Annotated in this window: 17 protein-coding genes; 13 read left to right on the top strand and 4 right to left on the bottom strand. The window is 54.2% G+C overall.

The window, feature by feature from the left end; genetic code table 11:
* Positions 1-25 precede the first annotated feature (25 nt).
* Positions 26-2,398 (bottom strand): TonB-dependent receptor domain-containing protein, encoded by a 2,373-nt coding sequence (locus QCD69_RS00220; RefSeq protein ID WP_301250608.1) that lies wholly within the window; start codon positions 2,396-2,398, stop codon positions 26-28.
* A gap of 245 nt (positions 2,399-2,643) precedes the next feature.
* On the opposite strand from QCD69_RS00220, the gene QCD69_RS00225 reads away from it, so the two are divergent.
* Both QCD69_RS00225 and QCD69_RS00230 read left to right on the top strand, forming a co-directional pair.
* Positions 2,644-2,919 (top strand): SelT/SelW/SelH family protein, encoded by a 276-nt coding sequence (locus tag QCD69_RS00225; RefSeq protein ID WP_253458390.1) that lies wholly within the window; start codon positions 2,644-2,646, stop codon positions 2,917-2,919.
* A gap of 205 nt (positions 2,920-3,124) precedes the next feature.
* A complete protein-coding gene (locus QCD69_RS00230) occupies positions 3,125-4,342 on the top strand; it encodes an MFS transporter (RefSeq protein WP_253458388.1) in 1,218 nt (405 codons plus the stop codon).
* A gap of 166 nt (positions 4,343-4,508) precedes the next feature.
* On the opposite strand, the gene QCD69_RS00235 is transcribed toward QCD69_RS00230, so the two are convergent.
* Positions 4,509-4,823 carry a DUF6678 family protein gene (locus QCD69_RS00235; RefSeq protein ID WP_301250609.1) on the bottom strand — a complete coding sequence of 105 codons (315 nt, stop codon included), beginning with the start codon at positions 4,821-4,823 and terminating at the stop codon, positions 4,509-4,511.
* Positions 4,824-5,104: 281 nt separating this feature from the next.
* On the opposite strand from QCD69_RS00235, the gene QCD69_RS00240 reads away from it, so the two are divergent.
* From QCD69_RS00240 to QCD69_RS00250, 3 genes are all read left to right on the top strand, one after another.
* Positions 5,105-5,647 (top strand): hypothetical protein, encoded by a 543-nt coding sequence (locus QCD69_RS00240; protein ID WP_253458383.1) that lies wholly within the window; start codon positions 5,105-5,107, stop codon positions 5,645-5,647.
* The gene (locus QCD69_RS00245) at positions 5,616-5,855 is read left to right on the top strand and encodes a hypothetical protein (RefSeq protein WP_253458380.1); all 240 of its coding nucleotides are present in this window, start codon (positions 5,616-5,618) and stop codon (positions 5,853-5,855) included. The genes QCD69_RS00240 and QCD69_RS00245 overlap by 32 nt, the downstream gene beginning before the upstream one ends.
* Positions 5,856-6,057: 202 nt before the next feature.
* The gene (locus QCD69_RS00250; protein WP_301250610.1) at positions 6,058-6,291 is read left to right on the top strand and encodes a hypothetical protein; all 234 of its coding nucleotides are present in this window, start codon (positions 6,058-6,060) and stop codon (positions 6,289-6,291) included.
* A gap of 87 nt (positions 6,292-6,378) precedes the next feature.
* Here the strand turns inward: QCD69_RS00250 and QCD69_RS00255 are convergent, their stop codons facing one another.
* The gene (locus QCD69_RS00255; RefSeq protein WP_253458375.1) at positions 6,379-7,422 is read right to left on the bottom strand and encodes an NAD-dependent epimerase/dehydratase family protein; all 1,044 of its coding nucleotides are present in this window, start codon (positions 7,420-7,422) and stop codon (positions 6,379-6,381) included.
* A gap of 609 nt (positions 7,423-8,031) precedes the next feature.
* On the opposite strand from QCD69_RS00255, the gene QCD69_RS00260 reads away from it, so the two are divergent.
* From QCD69_RS00260 to QCD69_RS00275, 4 genes are all read left to right on the top strand, one after another.
* On the top strand, positions 8,032-8,613 hold the full coding sequence (locus QCD69_RS00260; protein WP_253458373.1) for a DUF4142 domain-containing protein: 582 nt from the start codon (positions 8,032-8,034) through the stop codon (positions 8,611-8,613).
* Positions 8,614-10,470: 1,857 nt separating this feature from the next.
* Positions 10,471-10,833, top strand: a complete 363-nt coding sequence (locus QCD69_RS00265) for a tlde1 domain-containing protein (protein ID WP_253458369.1) — start codon at positions 10,471-10,473, stop codon at positions 10,831-10,833.
* Positions 10,830-11,267, top strand: a complete 438-nt coding sequence (locus QCD69_RS00270) for a Shiga toxin A subunit (RefSeq protein ID WP_301250611.1) — start codon at positions 10,830-10,832, stop codon at positions 11,265-11,267. The genes QCD69_RS00265 and QCD69_RS00270 overlap by 4 nt, the downstream gene beginning before the upstream one ends.
* A 451-nt stretch (positions 11,268-11,718) precedes the next feature.
* The gene (locus tag QCD69_RS00275; protein WP_253458365.1) at positions 11,719-11,907 is read left to right on the top strand and encodes a YjfB family protein; all 189 of its coding nucleotides are present in this window, start codon (positions 11,719-11,721) and stop codon (positions 11,905-11,907) included.
* Between the two features lie 116 nt (positions 11,908-12,023).
* On the opposite strand, the gene QCD69_RS00280 is transcribed toward QCD69_RS00275, so the two are convergent.
* A complete protein-coding gene (locus tag QCD69_RS00280; protein WP_125287261.1) occupies positions 12,024-13,199 on the bottom strand; it encodes an MFS transporter in 1,176 nt (391 codons plus the stop codon).
* Positions 13,200-13,306: 107 nt separating this feature from the next.
* Here QCD69_RS00280 and QCD69_RS00285 point away from each other — a divergent pair, with 107 nt between their 5' ends.
* The 4 genes from QCD69_RS00285 (at position 13,307) to pqqB (ending at position 16,937) form a co-directional block, all read left to right on the top strand.
* Positions 13,307-14,266: an AraC family transcriptional regulator gene (locus QCD69_RS00285; protein ID WP_301250612.1), complete on the top strand. Its 960-nt coding sequence runs from the start codon at positions 13,307-13,309 to the stop codon at positions 14,264-14,266.
* 440 nt (positions 14,267-14,706) lie between these two features.
* Positions 14,707-15,747: a dipeptidase gene (locus tag QCD69_RS00290; RefSeq protein WP_301250613.1), complete on the top strand. Its 1,041-nt coding sequence runs from the start codon at positions 14,707-14,709 to the stop codon at positions 15,745-15,747.
* Positions 15,748-15,901: 154 nt separating this feature from the next.
* A complete protein-coding gene (gene pqqA, locus QCD69_RS00295; protein ID WP_071789594.1) occupies positions 15,902-15,973 on the top strand; it encodes a pyrroloquinoline quinone precursor peptide PqqA in 72 nt (23 codons plus the stop codon).
* 52 nt (positions 15,974-16,025) lie between these two features.
* Entirely contained in the window at positions 16,026-16,937 is a 912-nt protein-coding gene (pqqB, locus tag QCD69_RS00300) for a pyrroloquinoline quinone biosynthesis protein PqqB (RefSeq protein WP_301250614.1), read from the top strand.

Here is a 16,937-nt window from a genome sequence, read left to right on the forward strand (position 1 = left end):
CGAGCGCGGGGCAAAGTTAAGGCGGTCAGAAATCCACATTGACGCCCAGCTGGAAGGTGCGGCCCGGCATCACCGCCAGCGCTTTATCAAAGGCATCCTGTCGCGTGCTTTCCGTCAGGTTGCGGCTGCTCAGGTAGTCCCAATATTTACGATCGGTCAGGTTATAGATACCGCCGCTGACGCGCACGTTTTTCGCCGCCTGCCACCAGGCGGTCATATCCACCATGCCGTAACCCGGCACGCGGCTGTATTCCTCGTCCGACCCGGCCAGCGCCGCGCCGCTGTTGCTGTAGCTTTCGCGATTGGTTTCGGTCGCCCGCTTGCCCTTAACAAAGGTCGCCGTTACCGCAGCGCCGTAGACTTTTGCCGGATCGTCCCAGGCTACGCCCACTATCGCTTTGACCGGCGCCACGCTGTCTAAATCGACATAGCTGTCGCCAGCGTAGCTGGATTTTGATTTGCCTTCGCTGTAACCCAGCGCAAAGGTGGCGCTCAGGCCGTTAACCTCGCTAAACCAGCTGCCGACATCAAGCCTGGTGCTAAGCTGGCCGCCCCAGATAAAAGCTTTATCACGGTTTTCTGCCTGATAGATAGTGTAAATATTCGACGGCACCCGGCTGAACTTCGCCGGACTGCCGGCGCGCGTGTAGCGGGTATAGGCAATAAAGTTGTCGTAGGTGTTGTAGAACATGGCGGCATTCAGCGATACGCCTTTCGCCACCTCGCCTTTCAGCCCCCACTCCAGGTTATTGCTGGTTTCCGTTTTTAACGCGCTGTTGCCGATCAGCGCGTACTGCGCGGATCCCGCATAGCTGGAGCCGAGGTTCCAGGAGCCGTACAGCTGGCTGGCGTTGGGGAACTGCGCGCCGCGCTTGTAGAGCACATACGTCATCAGATCCGGCGTCAGATCGTAGTTCAGGCTCAGCGATGGCAGCACCTGCGTATCGCTATTTTTCTGCCCGTAAAGCTTTTGCAGATCCGCTTCGGTAATAGCCGTGCTGCCGGTGGCCAGGCTGCTCAGGTTTTGCGGCCTGATGCTTTGGTAAGCGATACGCACGCCCGGCACCGCGCTGAAGTCGTGACCGTTCAGATCGAAGTGGATTTTATCCTGAAGGTAACCGCCCGCCAGATAGCCGCGGCTGTCGGCCTGCGGCTGCATGATGACGCTGTACTGGCTGGGCGCAGGCGTCTGACGGAAGGGCCGCTGCGTGTCGGTGACGGTCGCGTTCAGGCCGCCGCTCAGCTCGTGGCGTCCCAGGGTTTTTATCAGCCGGGTTTCCACGCCCCGGATATCCACATTGTAATCGGAATAAACCCGCTCCATCGCCGTCGCGCTGGCAGGCATCAGGGTATTGTCGTGCGCCTGCGTCTGCTGGTAATAAAGTCGGGAGGTCAGGCTGTCGAGCAAATCGCTGGTCGGCGTCCACTCATCCTTCAGGCTGATGCCCCAGCGGCGGGTATTGCTTTGCTGCTGCGCGGTTCCCCAGATGGTGTTGCCGCTGCTGTCCCACGAGTCGTAATGGGTGTGGTTGGTTTTGTCATAATAATCGACGGTGCCGGTCAGCTTGTGCTCGTCGTTGGGCTGCCAGATGCCGGAAGCCAGCAGCGCGTTTGAATGCCAGTTGGCCGGATAAGCCGCCAGCGTATCGCTGTTATTGCGCGTTTGCTGGCCGTCGCGACGGCTGTAAACGAACATGCCGCGCAGCGTGGCATCGCCTGCCGCAGCGGTTATGCCGTTGTGCCAGCTGCGGTTGGCGGAGTCGTAGTCGGACCGATAGCCGAAATAAGTCGATTTATAGGGCGACAGGTAGTCATCTGCCGATTTCGGCAGGAAGGAGACCGCGCCGCCAATGGCGTTGTTGGCTTTTTCCGTAGAGGTCGCGCCGGATTCGATCTCTACCAGGCCGTAGAGATAAGGATCGATATAATCGCGGCCAATGCTGAAGGTGTTCAGACCTGCGCGGCTGGCGTAGCTGCGCCCGGCCGCTTCCGGCTGCGGAATGCCGTCCACCTCCAGCCCCACGCGGTTGCTTTCCAGGCCGCGAATGTTGTAGCCGGTATAGCCGCCGCGATCGAAACCGCTTTTGCCCGCGCCCGATCCACCGCTGGCACCGGTCGCGCCGATCAACGGTTCATAACGCATTACCGAGCCGAAGTCGTTAGCCCCTTTTTTTTGCATTTCCGCTGCGGTGAGGGTGGTCTGGCTGCCCGCCTCTTTTACCTGTCGGGGCGCGGTGACCACCATCTGTGGTTCGCTGTGCGTGTCGGCAACGGTCAGCTGCTCATTTGCGGCACGCGCGTCCGCCGCCTGCGCACCTGATGATAAACCGGCCGCCGCCAGTGCCGTAAACAGCACGGATCGATGGAAAATTCCCTGAGAACACTGATTCTTGTACATGCTGGTAAGCCTTTTTCTTTATTAGTATCGACTCACATCACTGCCAAAAGCGGTACTGACGCCCGCCGCGCCTGGTTATAGTCGATCCCTGACCTCAATAAATGCGAATGATAATCATATTGATTTATGTTATCAACAATCTCCATAAAGAATTCACAATCCGGGAAAAGGCAAGCAGTCGCGGGCTTGACAGCGCCTCTCACCAACCAGAAGATGGTGCTCCCCTTTTTTGCCGGACTACGCTAATGACAACGCCTGCCATCACTATTCACTACTGCTCCCAATGCAACTGGCTGCTGCGCGCGGGCTGGATGGCGCAGGAGCTGCTGCATACTTTTGGCACCGATTTAGCTTCGGTCACGCTGGTGCCGGGCACGGGCGGCATCTATCAAATTGCCGTTGACGGTCATCTGCTGTGGGATCGCAAAGTGGATGGCGGCTTTCCGGAAGTGAAAGAGCTGAAGCAGCGCGTGCGGAACTACTGTTTTCCCGAGCGGGATTTGGGTCATATAGACAGATAGCCAGCCGAATAAAGCGCCCTGCGCTAACGTTTTGACGGGCCATCCACGCGGCCCGGCTTGTTTATCCCTGCCGCTACACGGTAAACTCAGCGCCTTCCGGCGGCACGCTGCCAGCCGGCAATAATAACTACTCTTGCCTGCCCTGCCCTCATCGTCCCCGTCACGCGTTGTGCACAGGTTTTAGCCTCTCTTATTAAGACTTTTTATGACTATTGAAAACCCAACTTCCCCTGCGGCGCGCGCCGTCGGCCCGCTGCTGTTTGCCCTGGCGCTGGGCGCCTTCGCCATCGGCCTGAGCGAATTTGTGATCATGGGCCTGCTGCCGCAGGTCAGCGCAGCGATGCACGTCAGCCTGGCCGAAGGCAGCCGTTTTATCAGCTACTACGCGCTGGGCGTGGTGATCGGCGCGCCGCTGTTTTCCCTGAGCACCGCGCGCCTTAGCCGCAAGCATCAGCTGATGATTTTTATCACGCTATTTTTAGGCGGCAACGTCAGCAGCATGCTGGCGGACAGCGCCCACGCGCTGGTGATTTCCCGTTTTCTCAGCGGCCTGCCGCACGGCGCTTTTCTTGGCGTGGCGGCGCTGGCGGCCGCTTCGCTGGTGGAAGAAAACCGGCGCGGTCAGGCGGTGGGCAAAGTCATGCTCGGCCTGACGCTGGCCTCATTGCTGGGGAATCCCGCGGCGACGCTGCTGGGCGAACACCTGGACTGGCGCTGGGCCTTTGCCTGCGTGTCGCTGCTGTCACTGGCCGATGCGCTGCTGATTTTTAAACTTTTCCCACAGCAGCATGAGGAAGCGCAAAGCTCGCCGCTGAAAGAGATCCGCGGGCTGGCGAACAGCCGCATCTGGCTAACGCTGGGCATCGCGGCTATCGGCTTTGGCGGCATGTTTGCCGTGATCAGCTATATCACGCCGATCCTGACGCTGGCCGCGCACCTCTCTACGCTCTGGCTGCCGGTGGTGCTGTTCGCTTTTGGTCTGGGCATGGTGTTGGGCAATCTGGCTGGCGGCAAGCTGGCCGACCGCAAAATCATGCTCTCTATTTTTTGTATTCTGGCCTGGAGCGTGCTGGTGCTGACCCTGTTCCCGCTGATGGTCTCTTCCGTCAGCGGCCTGCTGCTGGGGGCTTTCCTGATCGGCACCAATCTGGCGCTGTGCGCGCCGCTACAGGTGCGTCTGATGCAGGTGGCCGGAAAAGCGCAAACGCTCGCCGCGACGCTGAATCACTCCGCCTTTAATATCGCCAACGCGCTGGGTGCGTTTCTGGGTGCCTGGGTGGTGCAGCAGGGCTATCCGATGACGCAGACCGCCAGCTATGGCGCCGTTCTGCCGCTGATGGGGATGGTGATCTTTGCTTTCGCCCTGCTGAAGGAAGTGGCCGACCGTAAAAAAAGCGCGATTGGCGCCACCGATTTGATTTAAAAGATGGCGTGATCGGGTTCCCTGAATGTTTAAGTGACGTCCGCTTTGTGGGAGCGGACGTCATGGGAAAATCAGATACCGTGTGGCTACTGTTTTGAGCGAGAAACGGACACAAATTTTACCTTATCATTAATAATCCCGCTGGCCGCTTATTGATGCTGCCCAACTAAAGATACCCTATATAGCTGGTCGGATCCGCGTATCCAAAAATCCTGTAGCCGGTTGAAGTTTCAATACCGGGAAGATGAATAGCGCGAAGAATAACGCCAACTTCCACGTGCTGCTCAACTGAATTTGTCAAAATATCAAGATAGTGGATATCCGAATAGCCGCCCACGTTGAAATGGTAAAACCACTCGCCATCCACTGCGGATCCATAGCCATCGAGAGAGGTCGTTTTCCATAAAGGAGGCGATGTCATGTTCACCATTGCCAGACGGATTTCATTCCATTTTGTATCATTCATGCAGCTATAAAGCATTTAAACCTCCAGGCACCAGCTTCCTACAGATTACTATACTACGCGGTTAGCAACGCCCTGGCTCTAAGTGGACAGGCGCCAGGCGCTCCCCGTATGCTACGAGCGAGAAGCGCACATTTAGAAGCATTTAATGAAGATTTGTGATTCCATACATAGTTAACATAGGATTATAAAGAGCAAATTTCTTTGGATCTGAATAATTGGGGTTAGGTAACTTTTATTTTATTTAATTTACTGCCATTTAGTTGAATAGTTATCAGTTTGCGGCAAGGAGAAGCCAGGTGAACAATCGGATACAGTGGCCAGATCCCTTCGATGACTCTCTGGCGGGAGGGATGGTCTATCGCAAGTTTTTATATTGCGGGCAACTCTACGGGATCGGCTTTCAAGAATTGCCGACGCTGGCAGATTTAGAAGCAAAACATATAAAGTTGAATCATGCGTTCCCACAGTTTCGTTTCCCACAGAACAATAGTGTCTGGGCAGTACTATTTGACACTATTGACCCGGTAACAGACTCACCTTTAGGCTTTAAGCATGTTAAGTTTGACGGATTAGCGGGTGGGCGTGTGCTCCAAAACGTTGCAAGTATAATTTATGACCATTATAATATTTGCGATGCAGGTGCATATGTTTTCAGCGCCGCGGAAGATAGAGAGCATGAGCGAGGCACTGATCTTTCAGTAATTTATTCGCGAGCACTCGGTCTTCAGGGGCACCGTACAAGCAGGCTGTTCAGCCCGTTTATCGGTTGGAACGCATATACCGATATAGACGCAGGAGGAAGAAGTTATGTCGTCACAACTCAAAGTTACCAGCCTTAACAACGCCGCAGTGGAACGCCTTACTCTTGAAATGGGCAAACGTCTGCAGGCAGCAGCAGGTCGAGATGTGAGAGAGAAGCTTGCTTCCGGCGAGATTAAAATTGTCAATGGTCGCTATGTGGCATCCAGTGATAGTAGCCTTCGCGTTAAACGTTCCTCAGTCTTTGGCGGGGGTCGCCCAAAGAAGCAGGGGATGTATAGCGCATAAAAGAGCCCCGAAAGGGGCTTTTTTATGCGCTCTATTCCAACCTGTACTTATCTTTTTCAAAAAAATTCTGCGCACTTAGTTAGCCATTTGGCTCATCAGTTATTTGTACTTTGCCGGTTGCTATATATTTGTAAGCAATGCCTGCTTCTGACAAAGATTAGACGCTTATCTGGCGCAGATAGCAGCCGGACAGCAGTAATGTGTGGCGATGCAGCTACTGGTAAGGCGGTTTGATGACCAGACCACAGCACTTGTTCCGGAGATAGTCGGACAGGTGTTCAACGTTATACGCGGTCTGGCACAGGAAGATGTCACGATAAAGTGGCGCGATATGGCTGATATTATCTGGTTGATGGATTGGGCGCAGATTCTGGAAAAAACGATGCCTGATAACTTTTTCAGACACCTCAGCATTTCGGTAAGCATCGTTTCCTGAGCGATTATCAGGGCATTAACTCAGCCGTTGCAAAGCCAGCCGCAAGAGTGGATCGGCAGCCTGCCAGACGGCGGGCTGCCTTGCATATCAGGGAATAAGTTTACTGCTGCGCATGGCTTCCAGATGCTCGATCAACACGTCATCGGAGCGCCTGATCATGGCGTCAAATCCTTCCCGGCGCGCTTTGGTGACGTCAAATATGGCATCTTTCTGCACATGGAAGATGAAATCACCAAATCCGCCCAGCGCCAGCTTATCGATATTCTTCTCCTTCAGCTGCGCCTTATCGGCGATGGATGACCAGAGAGGCTTAAGCCCGCTGAGACGTTCGCTAAGCGAGACAGGCTGCGCCTCGCCGACCGGCACACCGAACCAGTCAGCCAGTTTTGGCCAGACATGACACCAGCGAAACACGTCGCCATTGGTGATATTGAACGCGCCGAATTTGGCGTTTTCGGCAGCCCAGATAGCGCTTTGCCCCAGAATGCGGCTGTCGGTGATATTCACCAGCGTATTGCGATAGGCGTCATCCGGGCCGGGGAAATGCAGAGCGGTTCCCGTTTCGCGGCAAATCGTCCCGTACACGCCGATCAGATTTCCCAGGTTCATGGGCGATCCGAATGAGTGGCCGATAACAATATCCGGGCGCAGCGCAGTCCAGCCAATACCTTCCTCGCCAATCTTCTTCGCATAGTCTTCATGCCGGAAATAGAGGTTAGGCGGAAAATGCCGGCTGTCCTCTTCCCGTGCCGGGGTGCGGTAAACGCCCAGATGAGCGCCATAAACCTTGCCGCCCTGAATAAAGATAATATGCTGCAACGCATTGCCTGACGAGCGCACTGCGCCGATCAGGTTTTCAAACATCAACGCATTAATATCCGCTTCCACGCCCGGATTAGGATCCTGGCGCAACGCCGCGTAAAAGATATGCGTCACCGTTTCAAACGCTTCGCGGTGTTGTTTAAGATCCTCTGAAGAGGTCAGGTCGGCGCTGATATGAGGAGAAGAATGAGGGCTGTGCGGCGAACGCCCAAGAGTCGTGATTTGCCAGCCCGCTTTATGGAAGGAATCATGAGCGGCAAAGCCAACTACGCCGCTTGCACCGACCAGCAATACGTGCTTGTTATTCATACAGTTCTCCGCTTGATTTCAGATAACAAAATGTAGCTGCGTTTTTCGGGCGCAGCAGGCCCAGGCAGAAAATTGAGCGGATCGTCTTTTCCTCGTCCCGGACGCACCATTCAGGCCAAAAGCCGACAGCTTTTCTGCAAAAAATCGGGCGATACAGCCCTTCTCTTCCGAAAAACGACCCTGATTTTTATCAAAAATTTATTATGCTCTAGGCCTCTGGCCCTGCCGGTACCCGGCAACAGCATACAAAGGGTTTACCGCTGCCGGAAAACGGCGCCGTGCCCGAACGCTGTTATTAAAAAGTGATCTATATAACAGAATGAGTCAAACAATGATGAACAGGCGCAGGGCCACAGAAACGTTTCTCTCTGTACACGTTTACAGCACAGAATTTTCCGGCCTGCCGCCTACGCCCCTATCAACTTCTGGCGCGTGACACAGGTGCCATTCCCGCTTTTTTGCCTCCATCATTTGCTGCCGTTCTCGTTGCAGACCCTGACTCGCCCCGATGATCCACTATACTGACCATTGCTGGTGTAATTTACCTACGAATCTGAGCACGGTTAGTTCCCAAATACCCACCCTACCCACGACCATCAGGAGAACAACATGCAAAAGAGTAAAACCCTGAAAATGCTGCTGGCCGTATCGGCAGCGGCCGCTATGTTCAACACTGTCGGCGTGCAGGCCCAGACGCCAACGAGCGCCGCGCAGAATGTCGCCGCGGGCCAGGCAGGATCGAGCGCCAAACTCAGTGCCGGCGACGAAAAAGCGGTGAAAGACATGGCGCAGGCCAATATCAATGAAATCGCCGCTGCCAAGCTCGCGCTGAGCAAGGCCCAAAGCAGCGATGTCAAAGCATTCGCTCAGCAGATGGTCGAAGATCACGGCGCCGCCTTGACCAAAGTACAGGCCGTCGCCCAGCAAAAGGGCGTGACGCTGCCGACTGAGCCGGACGCCAGCCACAAGGCCATAGCCGCTAAACTGGAAAAGCAGAGCGGCAACGCATTTGACAAGATGTATATGGAAAACGCCGGCACTAAAGACCACAAGATGGTGCTGGCGAAGCTGAAAAGTGACGCCATGCAGATTAAGGATGCGGATGTGAAGGCCCTGGCCGACGCGCATACGCCGGTCGTTGAGCAGCACCTGAAGTCCGCCCAACAGATGTCGATGTCGGCAGGTAAGTAAACAGGTTGTTCAGTGGGCGACTGTCCTTCGACCAGGCACGGGCCTTGTTCAACATATCGCTGAAAGGCACGGAGGCGTCATTGTTGGTGGTGCCGCAGAACGGGCGGCATCTTTACTCTAAGCGTGCCGTTCAATGCTCGCACCTGCGTGGTCGCAAACAGACGTTCACTGCATGTGTTAATACCAGACAGCTGTTCGACAGGATATACGGAATCATGGCGAAGGAACGCTTCTGGCTCCCAACGGACATCACTAAAATATGCGCTCAGGACAGCAATTCTTATCCTGGCGCAGCTTCCCCCGACTAGCCTGGAAGCAGTAAATACAGCCGGGATCGGCTCATATTACTGCCTGTCACCATAACCCCGTATAAGCGGTTACAAAAGGCGCCCTCTTTTATCACAAAACCGCCCTGGACGTAGAGCTGCTTTCAGGCAAGCGTGTGGTTTTTCATATTTGACGCTACCAACGTATTTTGCGGCCGGCCTTTCGTGGGAAAAATATGCAAAAGCCGCTGTAAATCTATTGAGTATTTATATTTACTGCGTCGCCATTTCCTTAGGTTCACGGCTGTGGCCTGCCATGCCGACGCCTTGTAATGCCCGAAAAGCCAAAGCAGCGCAAAATTGCCATAAAAAAGGATTAGCCCGGTGACGACAATACAGATCGCGTCCGCAAGTGCTCCGAATGTGATTGAATAATCTACTGACGTTATAAAACCTGCCAGCGTGGAAGTAATGAGCCCCCAGCCAGCGACTTATCCGGAGGTTGCACCGGTGCTTAACTGTTCTGTCATATAAAAACCTTAAATAAAAAAGGCCCACCGAAGTAAGCCTGCAATATATACGTGGAAAGCTTTCCTTTTATAAACAAATAGCCATTCTAACAAGCATTAAAAAGGCCGCATCTGGCGGCCATATAATATAATATTTAAAGTGAAATTTTTTATATAAATTACGTTTATTTCTTAATCAAGATCGAAAAAATAAAATGAATAAATTTAACCACACCAATATAGCAAATCATCATTATACTGAAGCGTGATATTTCTTCAGGGAATGCATACCAATTAGTAAACATTACCTTTGCACCACTCAATAGCGATGATGCCAGAAGCACCCCAAAAAAAATAGCGAGGCAGTAAATCAATTTCTCTTTCACTTTAAGCGTCCTTAAAAGGAACAAGAGTCGCCAGAACAATTTGAATTGTTTGAACCGGAACCACCGCCTCCGCCGTTGCCGCTATTCTTGAAACATCCACCAGAGATAACGCCACCAGCCAGCCCTACGGCTATACCAGCCAAACCGCCCAATGATCCGGCTATCATTCCTCCAATTATCAACCTAAATATATGCCCCACCATTTGCTTCTTGATAAGGCATAAACAGGTTTACTCTTTTGTCAGGGATTCGTCAATCTATGTAACCATTTGCCTAAAGCTACAATAAAAAACAATATATACAGGCAGTTATATATTTAATAAAAATAAATTAAGAACTTTTTGGAGCGGCAATTAAATAAAAAAACAAAAAAGGTTGAACACCATCACAAATTAAAAGAGTAATATTAAAAGTGGGCTGAAGCATCACAGTGATAATTGTATGCCGCGTTTGCCACAGGGCTAACAGCAAAAAACCCCGCCGTGGCGAGGTTTGCAATTCATAAGTGGCGTATGCACAGAAATCCTACTTTGGAGAGATACTATGCCAATTTCGGACAAAATCAATCCCTCTTTTGATTATTGTTATAAGATCCTTCAATTTCCTTTATCTGCTATGGAAACCAGTAAATGAATTCTGTTTAAAATGCATGTTGCAGGAGTAAATCAACAGTTGGTGTAAACAAGGAGAGTAACAATGGCATGGGTTTATGAAGTGATGACTAAATCTTTTTACCTGAATGGTAAGTTCCAGTTTAAGGCTATGTACGCTGGTGCGCGGGGGTATAAAGATGATGTAGCATTTGAATGCGTTAAATTTAAAGGCCCTCTGCCTCGAGGAAAATACCATATTGGGCGAATGCAAGCCACGCATCCAAAAGCGGGGAAACATGTCATACGTTTAACTCCTCATCCAGGGAATAGCATGTGTGACCGGGATGGTTTCCTTATTCATGGTGATAATGGTAAAGGGACAGCATCTAACGGTTGTATTGTTACCAGGTTATATGACAGGAAAAAGATTGCTGAAAGTCATGATCAGGAGTTAATTGTGAAATGATAAAAAACTCCGCTCTTTTTACCTTTATTATCTGTGCTAATGCATCTGCGGGCGTAACACCTGAATCATGCCTTGATATTAACAGAAGCGTCGGGGTAAGTATGACCGATGCTCTTGTTGCAGATTTAGATATCAAAGAAAGTGACATTTTAGTTGATAAAACAAAGTTGTCACTCCTGAGTACTAACAATGTAACGCCTGAGCTTGCTGAAACTCTGGCAAGAAAGAACTATAGTACAGAACCAACACATTTTTTTTCGCTCGATAAAGGAAAACAAATGTTTATGGAAAGTAATGCTAAAAATATAATTGTAAAGTATGATTATATTAACCACAAAAATAAACACATTGTCACTTTAGCTTCGCTATTAATTAATGATGACGAGTGCTCTGTCAATTTTAATGGTTATATTATTGTCAAGCGCGAGTTTTGATTATTGCCCCTGTGTATTGGCGCAGGGGCTTTTTACCATTAACGCGTCACATTTCTGAACTATGTGTCAGCATAGCTTTCTTTGATCTCACATTTCGCCACCAGCTTTTCAAAAAAGGCTTTCCGTTGCGTGGCCAGGACGATTGGTTCAGCTCTGATACCAGCATTTGAGCACCCGGCGGTTGGGGCCGCCGAACGGCAATACGCCTCAAACGCCAGCTTCGACAGCACGACCAGGCATTTACCCAGCTGGCTGCCTGCGGCTTAACAACCAGCAAAACCTCACCATGCAACGCTTTCAGGCCGCTATAAACAAGACGCGCCTGCACCACGCCGCCATGCCTGCTCCGCCAGGGTATCGCTAAAGATTTGCGCTCAAATGCCGATAGCTTTTTCAGGCTTCTGAAAGCCTTTTTTACCCTTTGGGCAGTCATATTAATCAGGAGAGCAAGATGGATGTATCACAAATTGCATCACTGGCTACCGGCCTTGATAACATGGAACTCGGTAACAAAGTAAGCACGCTCGTACTAAAGAAAGCCCTGGATAATCAGCAGTCTGTGGCGGCCGGGATCATTGATTCCATCCCTCAGTTACCTGCCAACCCCGCAGTCGGTCGCAACATCAATACCACCGCCTGATTAGCGGCAACAATCCTGAGCACGACGTAAAAAAATCCGGAAACAGGACGTTTCCGGATTTCTGCACCACTACAGCATCATTAACCGATCGGCATCAGCTACCGCACCAGCTTGTTTTATACGCTGTCCTGCACGGGTGCTTTCACGCGCAGCGCCATAAAGATGGTCATGGTCGCCAGCAATAACAGCAGCGCGCTACCCATAAACACGCCTTTAGCGCCGGTAACGTTAAAGATCATACCGCCGGCCGCTGCGCCGATAGTGATAGCCAGCTGAATAGCCGCCACCAGCAGACCGCCGCCGCTTTCCGCCTCTTCCGGCATGGTGCGGGTGATCCACGTTGACCAGGCAACCGGCACGGCGCCAAACGCCATGCCCCACAGCGCGACCAGCAGCGCGTCCATCACCGGCGCGGAACCTAATCCCACCAGCGCCACGCCCATCAGCCCCATCGCCAGCGGCATGCCGATCAGCGTCAGATGCAGATTACGCTCCAGCAGCAGGCCCGCCAGCAGCGTACCGGCGAAGTTCGCCACGCCAAAGCCCAGCAGAATAGCGGAAAGCCCGTTGACGTCCACGCCGGTTACGCTCTCCAGGAAAGGTCGCAGATAGGTAAAGAAGGCGAAATGGCCGGAGAAAACCAGAATAATCGCCAGCAGCGCGGTCTGCATGCCCGGACGCTTAATCAACGACAGGATCGAGCTGTTTTTAGCCAGCGGATTAGGCGGCATTTTTGGTAATGCCGCCAGCTGCCAGCCCAGCGCCAGCACGCCGATGGCCGCCGCAGCGACAAACACGTTACGCCAGCCGATCAGATGACCGAAATAGCTGCCCATCGGCGCCGCAACGATGGTGGCAACCGACACGCCGCTAAAAACAATGGAGAGCGCGCGCGGGATCATCGCTTCCGGCACCAGCCGCATAGCGGTTGCCGCCGCCAGCGTCCAGAAGCCGCCGATGGCAATACCTAAAATCACTCGTCCCGCCAGAATAAAGGTCAGGTTCGGCGCGAAGGCGACCAGCAGGTTAGAAACGATCAGCATTACGGAAAACAGCAGCATCACGCCACGGCGATCCAGCTTGCTGGTCAGGGAAGCGCTGAAGAAACTGGTTACCAACGCGAAAATGGCCGTCACGGTCACCGCCTGGCCGGTCATGCCTTCCGTCACGCCCAGGCTGGCCGCCATCGGCGTTAACAGGCTGGCGGGCAGGAACTCGGCGGTTACCAGGCCAAATACGCCCAGCGCCATAGAGAACACGGCTCCCCACTGAGGCTTTATTGGTGTTGTCATAGAAAATCTCTTTAATCGTTCGATGGCAGCAAGATTAAAGCGCTGGTGTCGGATGGTCTATGATGTAAAATCCGTCATTATTGATTAATCGTCCGGGAAGCGCTGCCATGACCACAGAAGGCCACGATCTCACCAGCGAGCTGCTCTACGGGATGCGCCTGCTGGGGCTACAGTATCGGCGTATCGAACTCGCCGCGCCGTTTGGCGTTGGCTTTGTTAAAGCGCCGGGCCGCGCGCAGTTCCACTTCGTCAGCCGCGGCCCGGTGCTGCTGCGGACGCAGAACGGCCAGCTGCGCACCCTGAATACGGGCGATGCGCTGCTGCTGCCGCACGGCAGCGATCATGTGCTGCTCTCCTCGCCCGATGTGGCCTGCAAGGACATCCGCGCTTTCAATACCACGCCGGTTTGCGGCAACGTCTGCTGTATTAAAGACTGCGCGTCCACCGAAGAAACCACGCTGATATTCAGCGGCTGTATGGAGTTCGACCTGGGCGGTATGCAGATGCTGATCGGCTCGATGCCGGAAGTGCTGCTGGCGGATACGCTGATCCATAAATATCCGGAAGTGCAGCCGATGCTGGAAGCGATGGAGCGGGAATCGCTGGGCAAAAGAGCGGGCTATGCGGGCATCCTGGCGCGGCTGGCGGATGTGGTCGCGGCGTTTATCGTACGCGGCTGGGTGGAATCGGGCTGTGGCGCGGCGGGCGGCTGGCTGGAGGCGCTGCGCGATCCTAAGTTAGGCAAAGCGCTGGTGGCGCTACACCGCGATCCCGGCAAAAACTGGACGGTGGCGCAGCTGGCGGCGGAGATGGGCAGCTCGCGCTCGGTCTTTGCCGAGCGCTTTCTGGCGGTCACCGGCATGACGCCGGTACGCTATCTGACCAATTTGCGTATGCAGCTGGCGGCGCAGTGGATTGGCCGCGACGGCGAAGCGATAGAGAGCGTTGCCTGGCGGCTGGGCTACGGCTCGCTGGCCGCTTTCAGCCGGGCGTTTAAGCGCACCACCGGCACCACGCCGGGCGCCCTGCGGGCGGAAGAGAGCCGAAGAGCGGAGCAGCAGGCCTGACGGCCTGTAAGCGGCTCCTTCCTGCATACTACAAAAAACAGGAGGCGTACCCTATCCATCACGCTGTCGCCCAGGTTTTTAACCGACGGCTGCATACTGTCTTTTGGCGAGCGGGTCAGGCCGCGTCCGGTCAGCGAAGGGCGGATTTGCTCAACCGCCACCGCCTTATCGTGCGGCATATCAGCGCGCCGGAAGCCCGAAGGGAGTGAATAAATAACTGCTGAGCTTTATACGTCAAGAGCTTTAACACCGTAGGCGGCGTTCGTCGGCAGCTTTGTTCTTCCCTGTCCTCTCCAACATCCTCTTTACCCTTACCGCAATTCTTTACACTTTTCCCTGCCGTTTAATGCGTTTTAGCGCCATAACCGCACTTTTCAGCAGGCCCGGCACGGCGCTTTGAGGTATCATTTATTTAACAATGTACCTTCTGATTCATAACAATGACGCTATCGACCTCTGCTCAACCCGTTTTTGACGGCCATAACGATCTTCTGCTGCGCCTGTGGATGCAGGAAACAGGCGATGCCGTGGCGGATTTCCTGCACGGCACGATGCACGGTCACCTGGATATGCCGCGAATGCGCCAGGGCAGCTTTGCCGGCGGCCTGTTTGCGGTGTTTGTGCCGCCAGCGCAGTACGTGAAGCAAAGCAATACGGGCTGGCAGAAAGAGGATCACGATCCGCTGGCGATTACCGAAGCGCAGATCGCCCTGCTGCATCAGATTGCCGATCGCTCAGCCGGGCAGGCCCGTATCTGCCGCAGCGCCAGCGAGATCGAGCGCTGTATCGCGCAGGGCGTGCTGGCGATGGTGCTGCATATCGAGGGCGCAGAGGCGCTGGATGACGAGTGCAGCCAGCTTGACCGCTGGGTTGCCGCCGGGTTGCGTAGCGTCGGCCCGCTGTGGAATCTGCAAAATCGCTTCGGCACCGGCGTGACCGGCGGTTTTCCCGGCTCGCCGGACAGCGGCGACGGGCTGACGCCTGTCGGGATCAATCTGCTGCGCGTGCTTAATCAGAAAAAGCTGCTGATCGATTTGTCGCATATGAATGAGAAATCTTTCTGGCAGGTGGCGGAGATCAGCGATGCGCCACTGGTCGCCACCCATTCCAACGTTCATGCGCTTTGCCCGCAGCCGCGTAATTTAACCGACGCTCAGCTGGCCGCAATTGCGCAGAGCGACGGCTTTGTCGGCGTCAACTTTGGCAATGCGTTTCTGCGCGCCGACGGCAAGCGCGACAGCGATACGCCGCTGGCGCAGATTGTGCAGCATCTTGATGCGCTGTTGGAAAAGCTGGGCGAAGATCGCGTCGGCTTCGGTTCTGACTTTGACGGCATCAGCGTGCCGGACGAACTGGGCGATGCGGCCGGACTGCCGAAGCTGGTCGATTTAATGCAGCAGGCGGGCTATTCGCCCGAACTGATCGATAAGATTTGCTGGCGTAACTGGTTACGTGTGCTGAAGAAAACCTGGGGAGAATAACGCTCCCCCGTTAATCCCTGCGGCTTACAGGGTTGATATCACTGTGACACAGGTGCAACATTTGCGCCGCCGCAGGGCGATATTTGACAATAAGCTGTTTACCTGCCGAACTTAACAGGCAGATTTTTCCCTTAACACCATGAGGAGCTCCGCTATGTGGACTAAACCAACGTTTGTTGATTTACGCTTAGGCCTGGAAGTGACGCTGTACATCTCCAACCGCTAAGCCCTTATGCCCACTCAGGTGGGCATTTCCTCTCTTTTTTTCTGGTCTACACATGCAAATTAACGTTCTTGGCTCTGCGGCCGGCGGCGGTTTTCCCCAGTGGAACTGCAACTGCCGAAACTGTCAGGGCGTGCGTAACGGCACGCTGAAAACCTCGGCGCGTACGCAATCTTCCATCGCCATCAGCGACGACGGCGTCGATTTTGTGCTGTGCAACGCCTCGCCGGATATCGCTCATCAGATCGCCGCCACGCCCGCGCTGAATAAGAAAGACGTCCTGCGCGGCACCGCTATCGGCTCGATTATCCTGACCGACAGTCAGATCGATCACACCACCGGCCTGCTGAGCCTGCGCGAGGGCTGTCCGCATCAGGTCTGGTGCACGCCGGAAGTGCACGACGATCTCACCACCGGTTTCCCCATCTTTACCATGCTTTCGCACTGGAACGGCGGCCTGGTGCATCACGCGATTCAGCCCGGCGAACCTTTCTCCGTGGCGGTCTGTCCGGCGCTGCGGTTTACCGCCATCCCGCTGCTCAGCAACGCGCCGCCCTATTCGCAGTATCGCGGCAGACCGCTGCCCGGCCACAATGTCGCGCTGTTTATTGAAGATACCCGCAGCGGAAAAACGCTGATGTATGCGCCCGGTCTGGGCGAGCCGGACAGCGAGCTATTGGGCTGGTTGCAAAAAGCCGACTGCCTGCTGATCGACGGCACGCTGTGGCAGGATAACGAGCTGGCGACAACCGGCGTGGGCCGCAATACCGGTAAGGATATGGGTCATCTGGCGCTGGCCGAAGAGCAGGGCCTGATAGCGCTGCTGGCTTCGCTGCCCGCCGAGCGCAAAATCCTTATTCATATCAACAATACCAACCCGATCCTGGATGAAGAGTCGGCTGAACGTCAGGCGCTGACGCAGCACGGCATCGAAGTCAGCTGGGACGGTATGCGTATCGACCTGTGA

Source organism: Erwinia sp. PsM31 (genome assembly GCF_030433775.1).
Taxonomy (GTDB): Bacteria; Pseudomonadota; Gammaproteobacteria; order Enterobacterales; family Enterobacteriaceae; genus Erwinia; species Erwinia aeris.